This window comes from Streptomyces sp. SID3212, from assembly GCF_009865405.1.
Taxonomy (GTDB): Bacteria; Actinomycetota; Actinomycetes; order Streptomycetales; family Streptomycetaceae; genus Streptomyces.
This window is the reverse complement of the sequence record NZ_WWJY01001210.1, coordinates 1-14,312: the sequence shown is the minus strand read 5'-3', so window position 1 is coordinate 14,312 and position 14,312 is coordinate 1. Positions and strand designations below refer to the sequence as shown.

Below are 14,312 nucleotides of genomic sequence, written 5' to 3'. Positions count from 1 at the left end.
CGGACCAAGACCCTCGGACCAAGACCCTCGGACCCGTAGATCCGCAGACAGAGACCCTCAGGACACCGGGCCAGACCTCACCAGGACAAACGTCCCGGACGAACGTGCCGAACTTCGTCCGTCCATCACTCCGTCACTCAGTGACCCCAGTGACTCCATGACCTCGTAAGGCATGCACCGTCGCATGTACTTACGTACGTTTTCGCCTTTCTGCACCCTTAGGTGGATCCCTCCATGTCAAAAACAGCCGAAACACGGCTCCCCGACCAGGACGCCTCGGCTCCTGACCCGACCCGTTGGAAAGCGTTGGCGTTCATCGCCCTCGCCCAGCTGATGGTCGTGCTCGACGCGACGATCGTGAACATCGCTCTGCCCTCCGCCCAGAAGGACCTCGGGATATCGGACGGCAACCGGCAGTGGGTCATCACGGCCTACGCGCTCGCCTTCGGTGGGCTCCTCCTCTTCGGCGGCCGTATCTCGGACCTGTGGGGACGCAAGCGCAGCTTCGTCGTCGGTCTCTCCGGCTTCGCCCTGGCATCCGCGCTCGGTGGCGCGGCCACCAGTGAGTTCATGCTGCTCGGCGCCCGTGCCCTCCAGGGTGCCTTCGGCGCCCTGCTCGCCCCGGCGGCCCTGTCGCTCCTCGCGGTGACCTTCACCGACCCGAAGGAGCGCGCCAAGGCCTTCGGCATCTACGGGGCGATCGCCGGTGGCGGTGGCGCCGTGGGTCTGATCCTCGGCGGCTTCCTCACCGAGTACCTCGACTGGCGCTGGACGTTCTTCGTCAACGTCCCGTTCGCGGTGGTCGCCGCCCTCGGTGCCTACTTCGTGATCCGGGAGCCCTCGGGCACCCGTAACCGCTCCGCCCTGGACGTCCCCGGAGTGGTCCTCTCCACGCTGGGTCTGGTCTCGCTCGTGTACGGCTTCACCCGCGCCGAGTCCGAGGGCTGGTCCGACCCGACGACCATCGGTCTCTTCGTCGCCTCCGCCGTGCTCCTCGCGGCGTTCGCGGTGGTCGAGTCCAAGGTCAAGAACCCGCTGCTGCCGCTGCGCGTGGTGACCAACCGCAACCGCGGTGGTGTCTACCTCTCGCTGGGCCTCGCGATCATCGCGATGTTCGGGCTCTTCCTCTTCCTCACGTTCTACCTCCAGATCGTGAAGGGCTACTCGCCGGTCGAGACCGGCTTCGCCTTCCTCCCGATGATCGGGGGCATGATCATCGGCTCCACCCAGATCGGTGCCCGGCTGATGACCCGGGTGCCCGCCCGGCTGCTGATGGGCCCGGGCTTCCTGCTCGCGGCCATCGCCATGCTCCTGCTGACGCAGCTGGAGATCGGCTCCTCGTACGCCGGTCTGATCCTCCCGGCGGAGATCATGCTGGGTCTCGGTATGGGTACGGCGTTCATGCCGGCCATGTCCCTCGCCACGTTCGGCGTCGAGCCGCGTGACTCGGGCGTCGCCTCCGCGATGGTGAACACCTCGCAGCAGGTGGGCGGCGCGGTCGGTACGGCCCTGCTGAACACGATCGCGGCCTCCGCGACCACCTCGTACCTCACCTCGCACGCCGTGGGCTCGGGCGGCCAGAAGCTGCTCCAGGCCCAGGCGCTGGTGCACGGTTACGCGAGTGCCATCTGGTGGGCCGTCGGGATCCTGGTCGCCGCCTCGGCGATCGCGGTCACCTTCATCACCGCCGGGCGTCCGAACATGGACCCGACGAAGGTCGGCGGCAGCGAAGGGGCCGAGGGCGAGGTCCAGGTCCCGGTCGCGATGCACTGACGGTGCGCCCGTTGCGCTGACGGTGTGCGTGACGCACCGACGGTGCGCCCGATGCGCCGAGAGTGTGCGTGACGCATTGACGGTGCGCGCGACGCGCTGATGGTGTCCGCCTCGCACTGACGGTGCGTAAGCGGAAGGCGATGGAAGTAACGACGGATCTGCCCTGGTGTCGCAGCGGTTCAGCGGCGCCAGGGCAGATCCGCGCCCGTACCCTCCGGCTGCAACCCCTTCGCGATCACCCACATGATCTCGCCGAGCTGGGTGACCTGCTCCGGCGTCAGCCGGTCGAAGATCGCCTGGCGTACGGCGGTGACGTGTTCCGGCGCGGACCGCGCGAGCACCTCGTTGCCCTCGTCCGTCAGGTACGCGTTCTGACCGCGCTTGTCGGAGGGACAGTCCTCGCGCCGGACCCAGCCGTACTTCTCCAGCCGTGCGATCGCGTGCGAGAGCCGGGACCGGGTGATCTTGGCGGCCCTGGCCAGCTCCGTCATCCGCATGCGGCGGCGGGGGGCGCGGGCGAGGTAGACCATCAGGGCGTAGTAGATGTGCGGCATGCCGGCGTCGCGCTGGAGCTGGCGGTCGAGATGGTCCTCCAGGAGGGTGCTGCCCTGGACGTAGGCCTGCCAGGTGTCCTGCTCGGCGGGGGTGAGCCAGCGAGGGTGCGCGCCGCTGCCTATACCGCTCGTACGGCCGCCTGTGTCGCCCGTACCACCCGTGCTGTCCGTGCTGTCCGTACTACCGCCCGTACCGGCCGCGCTGCCGGAGGATGCCGTGGTCATGAGGCCACTCTACCTATTCTTGAAAGTTAAACTAGATGCGGCTAGGCTTGCTGCGGCAAGCACTTGAAGTCTCAAGAAGCCTCGGGAAGCTTCGAGTAAGAGCTCAAGCAAGAGTCCGAACCGCCCGAACGGGTCACCTCTGGAGTCGCCATGAACGCCGTCGCGGAGCGCATGCCTGCCCTCTACCTCTCCCATGGCGCGCCCCCTCTCGCGGACGACGCGGACTGGACCCGGGAACTGGCCGCGTGGTCCGCGGCACTGCCCCGCCCCAAGGCGATCCTGATCGTCTCCGCCCACTGGGAAGAGGCTCCGCTCGCGCTCGGTGCGACCGAGACCGTACCTCTTGTGTACGACTTCTGGGGATTCCCCGAACGCTATTACGCGGTGGAGTACGCGGCGCCGGGGGCGCCGGAACTGGCCGACTCCGTAAGGAAGTTGCTGCGCGGCGCCGGTACGCCCGTGCAGGACGTACCGGACCGCGGCCTCGACCACGGGGCCTATGTGCCCCTGGTGGAGATGTTCCCCGAGGCCGACGTCCCCGTGCTCCAGGTCTCGATGCCCACCCTCGACCCGCGGAAGCTGCTGGAGATCGGGCGCAAGCTCGCGCCGCTGCGGGACGAGGGTGTGCTGATCGTCGGCAGCGGCTTCTTCACCCACAACCTGGCGGCGCTGCGACACGCCGGCGGCGGGGTGCCGGGCTGGTCAGCGGAGTTCGACGACTGGGGGACGCGGGCGCTGCTCGCGCAGGACATCGACGCCCTGCTGGACTTCGAGAACAAGGCGCCGGCCGGGCGGCTGGCCCATCCCCGTACGGAACACTTCGCGCCGCTCTTCGTCACGCTCGGGGCGTCGGAGGCGGTCGGGGAGCTGGACAGCGGGCGGAGTGTGATCGACGGCTTCTGGATGGGGCTGGCGAAGAGGTCGCTGCAATTCGGCTGAGGGGGGCGGTAGGTGCGCGGACGGGGGCCTCAGAGCGCCGGCGGGTTGAGTTCGATGGCCCGTACGGCGGCGGCGAGGGCGGTGCGGTCGCCGACCCCCGGTGTGTCCGGTGTGTCCGGCGCGTCCGGGGTGTCCGAGGTGTCCGGTGAGGCGCCGAACGCCGCCACGTCCAGCGCCGTATCCGTGAACTTGATCGTGTGGTCGTCGCCGTGCGCCGCCGCCCGCGCGAAGATCTCTTCCGGCGGCAGCGAGGTGGGCGCGTACGGCGCCGGGTCGTCCGGTGCGTACGCGGCCGTCACGGCCGCGCTCGCCGCCCACGCGGCCTCCAGGCTCGGTGCCCACAGCTCGGGCGGGAGGGCGGGGAGAGTACGGAGGACGGCGTTCGGGGCGGTGGCGGCGTGGACCAGCATGATCGGCTCGCCGTGCCCGTGGGTCGCGTAACGGTGCACGGCCGCGGTCACCAGCTCCGCCAGCCGCTCCCGCGCCACCTCGGGGCCGGCGAGCCCGCCCCGTACCCCTTCTCCCTCTTCTCCCCCTTCTCGCCCCGTTCCCCTTTCTCCGCTTTCTCCCCCTTCTCGCCTTTCCCCGTCCCGCACCCCCTCCGGCGGCCAGTCGGGGAACCCCGTGAGCTGCCTGAGCCGCTGCTCGATGCCCCCCGTCCGCTCGGACACCGGCGGTACGGCGGCCAGCGCGGCGGCGGCGCCGGCCGCCCGGGGGAGCCGTACGAGAGGCGGGAGCGGGCGGTACCGCGCCGCCCAGTACCCGAGGCCGTGGGCCAGCTCCGCGAGGCGCGGGGCGGTCTCCTCGGTCGTCAGCAGGGTCCGTACGGCATGACCCACCCGGATCACCGGATGTGTCGCGCCCCCGGCGATGCCGGGCAGCAGCCGGGGCCACCACTCGGCGAGCACGTCGCGCCAGGGGCGTACCGCGATCTCGCGCCCGAAGTGGTCCGTCCAGTCGGCGACCCGCCCGATGTCGCCGAGCGCTTCCGGCCAGGTGGCCGCGGTGACCGGGATGCCGGTGGGCGGCATGTCCTCCAGCCGGTCGCGGTAGTGGTCGAGCCAGCGGTGGACGGCGGGCGCCTGACCGTGCCGTACCAACGCCTCCACGGCCATCGGGGCGTGGTTGCTGAGCCACCCCTGGCGCTCGGGCCCGGAGGCGTGCAGCCGCTCCAGCGCCTCGTCGAGCGTGCCGGTGGAATCGCCGGGGCCGTTCCCGTTGTTGTGACCCATGTTGTTGTCATTCATGCCGGTGGTGTCCATACCCGCACGCTAGGGGCGGCGCCGCCGGTGGCGTAACGGACCGCGGACCTACGGTGACGGCCCCAGGGTCTAAGCCGCGAGACCGGGCGAAGCTACGCCTCAGGCCCCGGCCCCGGCCCGAGCCGCTTCTCGTACCAGGCCACGTCCCAGTACCGCCCGAACTTCCGGCCGACCTCGCCGTACGTCCCCACGTGCCGGAAGCCGAAGCGCGTGTGCAGCCGGGCCGAGGCGTCGTTGGGCAGGGCGATGCCCGCGTACGCGCGATGCACGTCCTCGCCCGCCAGCGCGTCGAAAAGCGCCTGGTAGAGCAGGGAGCCGAGGCCCCGGCCCACGCGGTCGGGCGCGCAGTAGACGCTGACCTCCACGGAAGTGGAGTAGGCGGGCTTGAGACGGAACGGGCTGCTCGTCGCGTACCCGAGAATGCGGGCAGAGGGGACATCCTGAGCAACCAAAAGGCGGTGCGGGCCGTCTACAGGGTGGGAGCGCAGCCACGGCAACCGCTCCTCCGGAGTGAAGGCAACGGTGTCGAAAGTGATGGCCGTCTCATGGATGAAGTGGTTGTAAATGTCCGTGAGTGCGCCGAGATCGGCCTCCGTCCCGGCCCTGACCTGCACGTCCGTCGGCCGCTGCGGCATACGCCCTCCCTCGTCGGCCGGACAGGGTACTGCATGATCACAAAAATCCAGGTACGCAGGGGAATTCTGTCCTGATTCCAGTCGTTGTTTCCAACGGATGCAGGGCACCCGAAAGGGTGTCGCGACCTACTCAGTCCAGTTAAGGGAGCTCGCATGGCAACCCGTGCCGTCGCCCGTCGTTCCACCACTGGTGGTTCGAAAGCGGCAAGCAGTGTTCGCGCCGTGGGCGGGGAGATCGCCGACCGCGACCTGGTCGGCATGTACCTCGACGAGATAGCGCGCACGCCCCTGCTCGACGCCGCCAAGGAAGTCGAGCTGTCCCAGACCATCGAGGCAGGTGTGTTCGCCCGGCAGATCCTCGACGGAGAGGTGAGGAGCGAGGCCGGCGGAGCCTCGCACGAAGAGCTCGAGGCGCTGGTCGCCGCGGGCGAGCGTGCGAAGGACGTCTTCATCCGCTCGAACCTCCGTCTGGTGGTGGCGGTCGCGCGCCGGTATCCGCGCAGTGGCCTGCCCCTGCTCGACCTGATCCAGGAGGGCAACGCCGGCCTGGTGCGTGCCGTGGAGAAGTTCGACTACGCCAAGGGCTTCAAGTTCTCGACGTACGCCACATGGTGGATACGCCAGGCCATCACCCGGTCCATAGCGGACCAGTCCCGTACGATCCGGTTGCCCGTCCACCTGGTGGAGGAGCTCGGCAGGATCCGCCGCGTACAGCGCGAGTTCAACCGTGAGAACGGCCGCGATCCTGAGCCCGCCGAGGTCGCCAAGGAGCTGGACTCCACCCCGGAGCGGGTCAACGACGTGCTGGACTGGGCCCGTGACCCGGTCAGCCTGAACATGTCGGTGGACGACGACGGGGACACCCAGTTCGGTGACCTGCTGGAGGACACCTCCGCGGTCTCGCCCGAGCAGTCCGTCATGACGCTCCTGCGCAGTGAGGAGCTGGACGATCTGATCGGCAAGCTCGACGAGCGCACGGCCTCGATCATCAAGATGCGGTACGGCATCGTGGACGGCCGGGAGCGCACGCTGACCGAGGTCGGCAAGGAACACGGCCTCACGCGCGAGCGGATCCGGCAGATCGAGAAGCACGCACTCATGGAGCTGAAGAAAATGGCTCATGACACCGGCTTCGACGCGGCGGCGTGACGTCGCCGCCCATCGGCCGTAGTGTCAGTCCTACGCACACTGCTTCTGGGTGTCGCGTACGGGCCGACACGTCGGCCCCCTCAGACGAGCCCCGGCACCAACCCCCCCCAGGTGCCGGGGCTCACCTCTGCCCCGGGGTCGTTTTCCCGAGCCCGTGGGCTGGGGTTTCGGCCGCCGCCTTTCCGGGCCGGTCGGCTGGGGTTTCGGCCGCCGCGCGGGTGAGCCGGGCCCCCAGGTCGTTCAGATAGTCCGTCAGCTGTACGGGGGCGTGGGCGGTGAACTCGCAGTCCACCAGGGCGAGTCGCAGCGCCAGCCACTCCAGCGAGTCGTGCGACGTGGTGCGCAGCCGGCAGGAACCGGGCCCGGTCGGCTCCGGCACGCCGAGGTACGGGGGCAGCCGCGCCACCACGAACTCCGCGGGTGCGGCGAAGCTCACATCCACCTCCAGCCGAGGCTGCATCCGCGCCATGGACCGTGCCATGTACTCCGCCGCGTCCCCCGTCGGCAGTTCGCGCGCTGTGAAGCGCGCCCCGGTGGCCACGGGGTCGCTGACCCGGTCGACGCGGAACGTACGCCAGTCCTCCCGCCCCAGGTCGTACGCGACGAGGTACCACCGGCGTCCCGTCGACACCAGGCGGTAGGGCTCGACCTGACGCTTCGTCTCCGTACCGTCGCCCGACCGGTAGCCGAAGCGCAGCCGCTCCGTGCCGGTGACGGCCGAGGCGATCACCGTCAGCGTCCGCGCGTCGATGGTCGCGCCGTCGCCCCGCGTCAGCGGCATCGTCGCGGCCTGGAGGGTGGACACCCGGCGCCGCAACCGCGACGGCAGCACCTGTTCCAGCTTCGCGAGCGCGCGTACGGAGGCCTCCTCGATGCCCTCGATCGCGTGCCCGGCACCGGCGCGCAAGCCCACCGCGATGGCGACGGCCTCCTCGTCGTCGAGGAGCAGCGGCGGCATCGCCGCGCCGGCCACCAGCCGGTAGCCGCCGATCGCGCCCTTGGACGCCTCGACCGGATAGCCCAGGTCGCGCAGCCGGTCGATGTCGCGGCGGATGGTGCGCGGGCTGACGTCGAGCCGTTGGGCCAGCTCGCTGCCCGGCCACTCGCGTGGCGTCTGGAGGAGGGAGAGGAGGTTGAGGAGCCGTGCCGGGGTGTCCGTCATGTCTTCATGATGGCGTCCATCTAGGACACAAGCTGGCCTATATGCCCCCTAACTTCTCCCCCATGAACACCTCGGCCGCCGTACCGGATACGGCTTCTCTTCCTGTCACCGACCCGGGAGCCGTCACCGATCCCGGAGCTGTCACCGTCCCCGTCCCCGGGGACACCGACCACCCGGGCGCTGGCGGCGACGGGCTTCCCGGCCCTGCGGGCGACCGGCGCCGCTGGCTGGCTCTGGCGGTCGTCATGACCGCCGCCTTCATGGACCTGGTCGACGTCACCATCGTCAACATCGCCGTCCCGAGCATCGAACGGGACCTGTCGACCTCCTTCGGCGCGATCCAATGGATCACCGCCGGGTACGCGCTGGCCTTCGCGGCCGGGCTGATCACGGGCGGCCGGCTCGGTGACATCTACGGCCGCAAGCGGCTCTTCCTCGTCGGCATCACCGGCTTCACCGTCGCGTCCGCGCTCTGCGGGTTCGCGGTGAACCCGGACATGCTCGTGGCCTCCCGCCTCCTCCAGGGCGCGATGGCGGCGATGATGGTGCCTCAGGTGCTCGCGATCATCCACGCCACCTTCCCGGCGCACGAACGCGGCAAGGTCTTCGGCATGTTCGGCGCGATCATCGGGCTGGGCGCGGTCTCGGGGCCGCTGCTGGGGGCGCTGCTGACGCAGTGGAACCTGTTCGGCCTCGAATGGCGCCCGATCTTCCTCATCAACCTCCCCGTGGGGATAGCCGGGGTGCTGCTGGGCCGGAGGTTCATCACCGAGTCCAAGGCGCCCAGGGCGCTGCGTCTCGACCTCGTGGGCGTCGTGCTGGTGACCGCCGGCCTGCTGATGCTGATCTACCCCCTCACCCGGGGGCGCGAGTTGGGCTGGCCGCTCTGGGGCCACCTGTGCATGGCGGGCAGCCTGGTCGTCTTCGGCGCGTTTGTGGCGTACGAGAAGTACAAGACGCGCAAGGACGGTTCGCCGCTCGTCGAACTGTCCCTCTTCAAGGTCAAGAGCTTCGCCGCGGGCATCGCCGTACAGCTCACCTTCGGGGTCGCCCTGGGCATCTTCTTCCTGGTCTGGACGCTGTACATGCAGATCGGCCTCGGCTGGTCCCCGCTGCGCGCCGGCCTGACGGGTCTGCCGTTCTCCGTCGCGGTGTCCGCGGCCGCCGGTCTCTCCGTCCAGGTCCTGGTGCCACGCTTCGGCCGCAAGGTGCTCCAGGCGGGCGCGCTGACGATGATCCTGGGCCTGCTGCTCTACATCGGCGAGGCCGCGCGCTACGGCACGCAGATCCACTCCTGGCAGATGATCCTGCCGCTCACGGTCGTGGGGGTCGGCATGGGCCTGATCGTGGCGCCGCTGACGGACGCGGTGCTGTCCGAGGTACCCCGCGAACACTCCGGCTCGGCGTCCGGACTCATCAACACCACCCAGCAGATGGGCAACGCGGTGGGGCTCGGGCTGGTGTCGGTGGTCTTCTTCGGCGTGGTGGACGACCGGGTGGGCACGACGGCGACCCCGGCCGCGACGGCCACCGCGTTCACGGACGGTTTCCAGAACGCGCTCTGGTGGGTGGTGGGCGTCCTGACGCTGATCTTCGCGGTGATGTTCGCACTGCCGTCGAAGGCCCGGAGCGCGGAGGGCTAGGGGGTCTGGGCTCCCGCTCCGAGGAGGTGCCCGTCGTAGCCCGCGTCCACGAGGGACGCGTACGCGCCGAGCACCTCCTCCGGCACGTCCTGCTCGACGGCGAACCCGCGCTTCGGATACTCGATCACCCGCTGAAGATCACCGACGAGCATGTCCACGACCAGCTTCTCGTCCCCGATGGTCGTCACGTACTCCTCGAACTCCAACGGCACCGAGGCGCACGTCACCTCGATCTCGGGCCAGAGCTTCCGGGTCGTCGCGTAGGCCCGGCGCTCCATGTACGGCTTGCAGACGAGCAGCACGCTGCGCGGCACGATCCCGGCGCCGGCCAGCACCTCGCGCGAGAACACGATGTTTTCCCCGGTGTTGGCCGCCCTCGGCTCCACGAGGATCGCCTCGTCGGGAACGCCGAGCGCCATCGCATGCTCACGGAAGTGGATGGCCTCCCCACGGGGGAACCAGTCGAGCGTGCCCGGGCTGTTGCCCCCGGTGAACAACAGGGTCGTGAAGAGCCCGGCGCGATACAATGCGGCGCAGTGCGCGGCGACCCCGAGATCATGACTCCCCAGCCCCACGGCCACGTCGACGACGCGGGGTTCATGGCCCATGCGGTGGTAGTCCCACAAGGCCCTGATGCCAGCAATCCGCTCCACGCAAGCCCCTCCCGAACGCCGGCCTGACAACCGGCCTGTTGTCCTCAATCGCCGGGGCAATTCAAGCCTGTCCGGCGATCCAGCCCGTCCGGCGTTTGAGGACATCAGTAAGCCGCGCCCGCGCACCGGGCAGACGCCACAACCCAGCCCGTCCGGCGCTTGAGGACAAAAGACACGGCCCCAGGCCAGGCACGCCGCAGAGGCGACCGAACCCCACGCCCACCCCTACCGCACCCGCGCCCTCGCCTCCATCACGTCCCGCGCCGTCCTCTCCGCCCCGTACACCTCACACATGTGGCGCCCGTCCGGCGTCGCCGTGTGCTCGACCTCCCACAGGCTGATCTCACTGCCGTCAACGAGTAAGAACGCGTGCTCGTAGAGCATGAACCCCGCGTCCTTGCCCTCCACCTGGCACTGCCGCCCGAACACCTGCGTGATGTGGTGGGCGAAAGCCGTCCGCAGCAGCCGGGCCGTCTCCTCGCCCGGCCGGTCCGCGTTCTCCGCGCGCCGCAGGACCCGGCGGGCGTGGTCCGGGGAGTTGTCCGGGACGTACATGCGGGGCGCGGGCGTCGGCGGCGTGGCCAGCAGGCGGTCCAGGAGGGCCAGGTCGAAGTCGTCGAGTGGCAGCGGCCCGGCGGACACGAGGGGATCCGGCGACCCGAGCCGAGGGGCCTCGGGGCTGCCGGGACGGCACAGCCGCGACGCGGCCAGCTGCGCCTCGTCCTCGTCGGCGTACAGCTCGTGGAGCTGCGCACCACCGCGCCCGGTGTTGTGCACGAGCTCCCAGAGCGTCATGGTGCTGCCGTCGGTGAGCAGGTAGGAGTGTCGGTACGTCTCGCGGTGCAGTCCGGCACTGTGGTGGGCGGAACACAGCGAACTGGCGTGCGCCAACGCCGAATCGAGCCGCTCGACCAGTGCGTCGGGAAGGTCGAAGGAGTTGAGTGCCCGACCCAGGAGTCGCTCGAGGTGCGTCTCGGTTGTCTCATGCGGATCGTTCAAGTTGGGTCTCCAGGCCGTCGCCACATGTCACTTGGTGATTGCATAACGTAGCCCCTGGGGGTGACATTGCGTCCCAAGTTTATGAAAACTATGGGCGCGTTCGCGTGGTTCATGCGCGCCCCCTCAACTCCGTTGGCCCGCAGGCCGGTCGAGCCCGTACAACTCCCGGTAGGAGGGAAACATTCCACCCGGCCCCTCGACGCTCTCCGCGGCGAGCACGGCCCGCACGATCGCCCTGGTCACGACGTCGGCCCCGGCGGCGAGCACCTCGTTGAGGGCCAGCGGCCCGTTGTCGGCGAGGGGGCGGTCGCCCGTCGCGAGGGCGAAGACGGTGTCGCCGTCGTTGAGCAGGTGCACCGGACGGACGGCGCGCGCGATGCCGTCGTGCGCCGTCCCCGCGAGCTTGTGCGCCTGCGCGCGGGTCAGCCCGGCGTCGGTGGCGACGACGGCGAGCGTCGTGTTGAGGGGCGGCTGTGCGGCGGGAACGGTGGACGCAGTCACACCGGCGTCAACATTCCGTGGAGTTATCCACAGATCTTCTGACCTTTTCCCCTGCTGTGGACAACGCTGTGGATAAGCCTGGGGAGAGCTTGACGCCCCGGGGGTGGAGCGGCTAGCTCCGCGGGGGAGCGGCTACTTCCACTGGGTGGAGACACCGAAGCCGATGGCGATGAAGCCGAAGCCGACCACGATGTTCCAGTTACGGAAGCTCTCCAGCGGCAGGCTGCCGTCGGTCACATAGAAGAGGACGATCCAGACCAGGCCGATCAGGAACATGGCCAGCATGACCGGGGCGACCCAGCTGCGGTTCGTCAGCCTTATGTTGGTCGCCTGCTTCGCGGCCGGCGGCGGCGTGAAGTCGGCCTTCTTGCGGATACGTGACTTCGGCACGAGGAACTCTCCTGTCGATGCGCTGCGTGACCGCGCAGGGGACTGAAACGGGGTGCCGGGCGGGGAACAGGGGGAACGCTGCCTCCCCAGGCGTCCGTTAGCGTAGTGCTTCCGTGGCGTCTAAGGAGATAAGGGTACGTTGAGCAATTCCGCCGACTCTCCGCCAGGGGTCCCCGAGGGAGCTCCCCGGCCCGCGCCGGAAGGACCGCGCCGCCGCCCGCTCCCCCGGCCGGTCAGGCTGCTCACGGCCGCCGTCTTCGCCCTCGCCGGCCTGATCTTCGTGACCAGCTTCAACACGGCCAAGGGCACCAACATCCGTACCGACGCCTCGCTGCTCAAGCTCTCCGACCTGATCCACGAGCGCGACCGCAAGAACGCCGACCTGGGGCGGTCCGCCGCCGAGGTACGGCGCCAGGTCGACGCCCTCGCCGGCCGGGACGACGGCTCCACCGACGCGGAGGACGCCCGGCTGCGCGCCCTGGAGAAGGCCGCGGGCACCGAGGAGCTCACCGGCTCCGCCCTCACCGTCACCCTCGACGACGCACCGCCGGACGCCACCGCCAACCCCGGCTACCCCGAGCCCCAGCCCAACGACCTGGTCATCCACCAGCAGGACCTCCAGGCCGTCGTCAACGCCCTGTGGCAGGGCGGGGCCCAGGGCATCCGCGTCATGGACCAGCGGCTGATCTCCACCAGCGCCGTGCGCTGCGTGGGCAACACGCTCATCCTCCAAGGACGCGTCTACTCGCCGCCGTACAGGATCACCGCCGTGGGCGACCAGGAGAAGCTGTCCAAGGCGCTCGCGGACTCCCCGGCCATCCAGAACTACCAGCTGTACGTGAAGGCGTACGGTCTGGGCTGGCAGGTCGACGAGCACAAGCGGGAGACCCTCCCCGGCTACACCGGCACGGTGGACCTCCACTACGCGAAGCCCACCGGATAGCCGGGCGGGGCGGGCGCGGGCGGGGTGCGGGCGGAGCCGGACAGTCCGTTACGTGGCCGGTGCGCGCCGCGTTCACGACGGCCGCTGTGACGAACGGCAAACCCGAACGTCCGTACAGCTCGCCGGTGCACCGCCCATGTGTCCCCGCCGCCCTTTAGTCTGTTGCTGTACCGGCTGGTGCGGTACCGAACGGAAGGGACAGCATGTACGGCTGGATCTGGCGGCATCTGCCGGGCAACGTGTGGGCGCGGGCGGCCATCTCGCTCGTGCTGGCGCTGGCCGTCGTCTACGTGCTCTTCCAGTACGTCTTCCCGTGGGCGGAGCCGCTGCTCCCGTTCAACGACGTGACGGTCGACGGATCGGGGTCGGCCGGATGAGCGCCCGCGTCCTGGTCGTGGACAACTACGACAGCTTCGTCTTCAACCTCGTCCAGTACCTGTACCAGCTCGGGGCCGAGTGCGAGGTGCTGCGCAACGACGAGGTCAGCACCGCGCACGCGCAGGACGGCTTCGACGGTGTCCTGCTCTCCCCCGGCCCCGGGACCCCCGAAGAGGCCGGTGTCTGCGTCGACATGGTGCGCCACTGCGCCACGACCGGGGTCCCCGTCTTCGGCGTCTGCCTCGGCATGCAGTCGATGGCGGTGGCGTACGGAGGTGTCGTGGGCCGCGCCCCCGAGCTGCTGCACGGCAAGACCTCGCTCGTCACGCACGAGGGCCTGGGCGTCTTCGCCGGGCTGCCCTCGCCGTTCACCGCGACCCGGTACCACTCGCTGGCGGCGGACCCCGCCGAGCTGCCGGCCGAGCTGGAGGTCACGGCGTGGACGGCCGACGGCATCATCATGGGCGTACGCCATCGTGAACTGCCCGTGGAGGGCGTCCAGTTCCATCCCGAGTCGGTGCTCACCGAGCACGGCCACCTGATGCTGGCGAACTGGCTGGCGCGGTGCGGGGATCCGGGTGCGGTCGGCCGGTCGTCGGGCCTCGCACCGGTGGTGGGCAAGGCGCTCGCGTGACGGCACTCCGCCCGGAACACGACGCGGGCGGCCAGGGGGCCCCGTACGCGCGCGAGGAGGCCCTCGATGCCGAGGCTGTCGAGGCCGCGGCGGCGGAGGCCGCGCTGAGGGCGGCGGTGGGCGGCCTGGCGGACCCGCTGAACGATCCGCTTCCGGGGCAGCCGCCGGGGGCGGCTTCCGGGCAGGTGCCGGGCGTGGCTCCGGGACAGCCTGCGGGGCAGATGCCGGGTGGGCAGCCGGCAGGTGCGATTCCGGGGCAGCCGTCGGGCCGGCCGGAGGCGGGCGGTGAGGCGTCGGTGCCCAGGGCGCGTCACGGCCGTCACCGGGGGCCGGAGAGCAGGCAGGAGACGTCGGGGCAGGCTCCCGCCGCCGCCGGGGCTCCTGGGCCCGCCGGACAGGCTCCTGCGGCCCCCGGGGCCCCTTCGGCGGCCGTGGGGCCTTCGGCCGCCGCTGCCGCGTCGATGTCCGGGGT

The 14,312-nt window shown here is 70.2% G+C and carries 15 protein-coding genes and 1 pseudogene; 8 read left to right on the top strand and 8 right to left on the bottom strand.

Translation table 11 applies throughout. The features are described from left to right. Nucleotides 1-234 precede the first annotated feature (234 nt). Nucleotides 235-1,773, top strand: a complete 1,539-nt coding sequence (locus GT042_RS36270; RefSeq protein ID WP_161312922.1) for an MFS transporter — start codon at nt 235-237, stop codon at nt 1,771-1,773. A 179-nt stretch (nt 1,774-1,952) separates the two neighbouring features. Here the strand turns inward: GT042_RS36270 and GT042_RS36265 are convergent, their stop codons facing one another. Beyond that, entirely contained in the window at nt 1,953-2,552 is a 600-nt protein-coding gene (locus tag GT042_RS36265; RefSeq protein ID WP_161312921.1) for a MarR family transcriptional regulator, read from the bottom strand. Between the two features lie 150 nt (nt 2,553-2,702). Here GT042_RS36265 and GT042_RS36260 point away from each other — a divergent pair, with 150 nt between their 5' ends. After that, on the top strand, nt 2,703-3,491 hold the full coding sequence (locus tag GT042_RS36260; RefSeq protein ID WP_161312920.1) for a class III extradiol ring-cleavage dioxygenase: 789 nt from the start codon (nt 2,703-2,705) through the stop codon (nt 3,489-3,491). Between the two features lie 29 nt (nt 3,492-3,520). Here GT042_RS36260 and GT042_RS36255 read toward each other — a convergent pair whose 3' ends face one another. Next, the gene (locus GT042_RS36255) at nt 3,521-4,753 is read right to left on the bottom strand and encodes a questin oxidase family protein (protein WP_237531546.1); all 1,233 of its coding nucleotides are present in this window, start codon (nt 4,751-4,753) and stop codon (nt 3,521-3,523) included. Between the two features lie 92 nt (nt 4,754-4,845). Further along, nucleotides 4,846-5,388 carry a GNAT family N-acetyltransferase gene (locus GT042_RS36250; RefSeq protein WP_161312919.1) on the bottom strand — a complete coding sequence of 181 codons (543 nt, stop codon included), beginning with the start codon at nt 5,386-5,388 and terminating at the stop codon, nt 4,846-4,848. A 153-nt stretch (nt 5,389-5,541) separates the two neighbouring features. On the opposite strand from GT042_RS36250, the gene GT042_RS36245 reads away from it, so the two are divergent. Further along, complete coding sequence (locus GT042_RS36245; RefSeq protein WP_161312918.1) at nt 5,542-6,537, top strand: sigma-70 family RNA polymerase sigma factor; 996 nt, start codon at nt 5,542-5,544, stop codon at nt 6,535-6,537. Between the two features lie 121 nt (nt 6,538-6,658). On the opposite strand, the gene GT042_RS36240 is transcribed toward GT042_RS36245, so the two are convergent. After that, complete coding sequence (locus GT042_RS36240; protein ID WP_161312917.1) at nt 6,659-7,699, bottom strand: YafY family protein; 1,041 nt, start codon at nt 7,697-7,699, stop codon at nt 6,659-6,661. 62 nt (nt 7,700-7,761) lie between these two features. On the opposite strand from GT042_RS36240, the gene GT042_RS36235 reads away from it, so the two are divergent. Then, on the top strand, nt 7,762-9,342 hold the full coding sequence (locus GT042_RS36235; protein ID WP_161312916.1) for an MFS transporter: 1,581 nt from the start codon (nt 7,762-7,764) through the stop codon (nt 9,340-9,342). Here the strand turns inward: GT042_RS36235 and GT042_RS36230 are convergent. The 4 genes from GT042_RS36230 to crgA form a co-directional block, all read right to left on the bottom strand. Continuing rightward, a complete protein-coding gene (locus GT042_RS36230; RefSeq protein ID WP_237531548.1) occupies nt 9,339-9,950 on the bottom strand; it encodes a YdcF family protein in 612 nt (203 codons plus the stop codon). The two genes, GT042_RS36235 and GT042_RS36230, sit on opposite strands and share 4 nt — an antisense overlap. A gap of 270 nt (nt 9,951-10,220) precedes the next feature. Then, nucleotides 10,221-10,994, bottom strand: coding sequence for a DUF6227 family protein (locus tag GT042_RS36225; protein WP_161312914.1), 774 nt, complete (start codon nt 10,992-10,994; stop codon nt 10,221-10,223). Nucleotides 10,995-11,117: 123 nt separating this feature from the next. After that, nucleotides 11,118-11,528 carry a P1 family peptidase gene (locus GT042_RS36220; protein ID WP_272925809.1) on the bottom strand — a complete coding sequence of 137 codons (411 nt, stop codon included), beginning with the start codon at nt 11,526-11,528 and terminating at the stop codon, nt 11,118-11,120. A 99-nt stretch (nt 11,529-11,627) separates the two neighbouring features. Further along, the gene (gene crgA / locus GT042_RS36215) at nt 11,628-11,885 is read right to left on the bottom strand and encodes a cell division protein CrgA (RefSeq protein WP_161312913.1); all 258 of its coding nucleotides are present in this window, start codon (nt 11,883-11,885) and stop codon (nt 11,628-11,630) included. A 238-nt stretch (nt 11,886-12,123) separates the two neighbouring features. Here crgA and GT042_RS36210 point away from each other — a divergent pair, with 238 nt between their 5' ends. From GT042_RS36210 to GT042_RS36200, 4 genes and pseudogenes are all read left to right on the top strand, one after another. Then, nucleotides 12,124-12,828, top strand: coding sequence for a DUF881 domain-containing protein (locus GT042_RS36210; RefSeq protein ID WP_237531547.1), 705 nt, complete (start codon nt 12,124-12,126; stop codon nt 12,826-12,828). A 203-nt stretch (nt 12,829-13,031) separates the two neighbouring features. Continuing rightward, entirely contained in the window at nt 13,032-13,205 is a 174-nt protein-coding gene (locus GT042_RS38505) for a hypothetical protein (RefSeq protein ID WP_202534728.1), read from the top strand. Beyond that, nucleotides 13,202-13,840, top strand: coding sequence for an aminodeoxychorismate/anthranilate synthase component II (locus GT042_RS36205; RefSeq protein ID WP_161312911.1), 639 nt, complete (start codon nt 13,202-13,204; stop codon nt 13,838-13,840). Before GT042_RS38505 ends, GT042_RS36205 begins: the two co-directional genes overlap by 4 nt. Continuing rightward, nucleotides 13,837-14,312: pseudogene (locus tag GT042_RS36200) on the top strand (hypothetical protein); the annotation flags it as partial. The gene GT042_RS36205 and the pseudogene GT042_RS36200, both read left to right, overlap by 4 nt.

Excerpts from the sequence above, each read along its gene's own strand:
- GT042_RS36230 (WP_237531548.1), bottom strand. The coding sequence starts at position 9,950 with ATGGGCCATGAACCCCGCGTCGTCGACGTGGCCGTGGGGCTGGGGAGT.
- GT042_RS38505 (WP_202534728.1), top strand. The coding sequence starts at position 13,032 with ATGTACGGCTGGATCTGGCGGCATCTGCCGGGCAACGTGTGGGCGCGG.
- GT042_RS36245 (WP_161312918.1), top strand. The coding sequence starts at position 5,542 with ATGGCAACCCGTGCCGTCGCCCGTCGTTCCACCACTGGTGGTTCGAAA.
- GT042_RS36265 (WP_161312921.1), bottom strand. The coding sequence starts at position 2,552 with ATGACCACGGCATCCTCCGGCAGCGCGGCCGGTACGGGCGGTAGTACG.
- GT042_RS36255 (WP_237531546.1), bottom strand. The coding sequence starts at position 4,753 with ATGGACACCACCGGCATGAATGACAACAACATGGGTCACAACAACGGG.
- GT042_RS36270 (WP_161312922.1), top strand. The coding sequence starts at position 235 with ATGTCAAAAACAGCCGAAACACGGCTCCCCGACCAGGACGCCTCGGCT.
- GT042_RS36250 (WP_161312919.1), bottom strand. The coding sequence starts at position 5,388 with ATGCCGCAGCGGCCGACGGACGTGCAGGTCAGGGCCGGGACGGAGGCC.
- GT042_RS36260 (WP_161312920.1), top strand. The coding sequence starts at position 2,703 with ATGAACGCCGTCGCGGAGCGCATGCCTGCCCTCTACCTCTCCCATGGC.
- GT042_RS36235 (WP_161312916.1), top strand. The coding sequence starts at position 7,762 with ATGAACACCTCGGCCGCCGTACCGGATACGGCTTCTCTTCCTGTCACC.
- GT042_RS36205 (WP_161312911.1), top strand. The coding sequence starts at position 13,202 with ATGAGCGCCCGCGTCCTGGTCGTGGACAACTACGACAGCTTCGTCTTC.
- GT042_RS36240 (WP_161312917.1), bottom strand. The coding sequence starts at position 7,699 with ATGACGGACACCCCGGCACGGCTCCTCAACCTCCTCTCCCTCCTCCAG.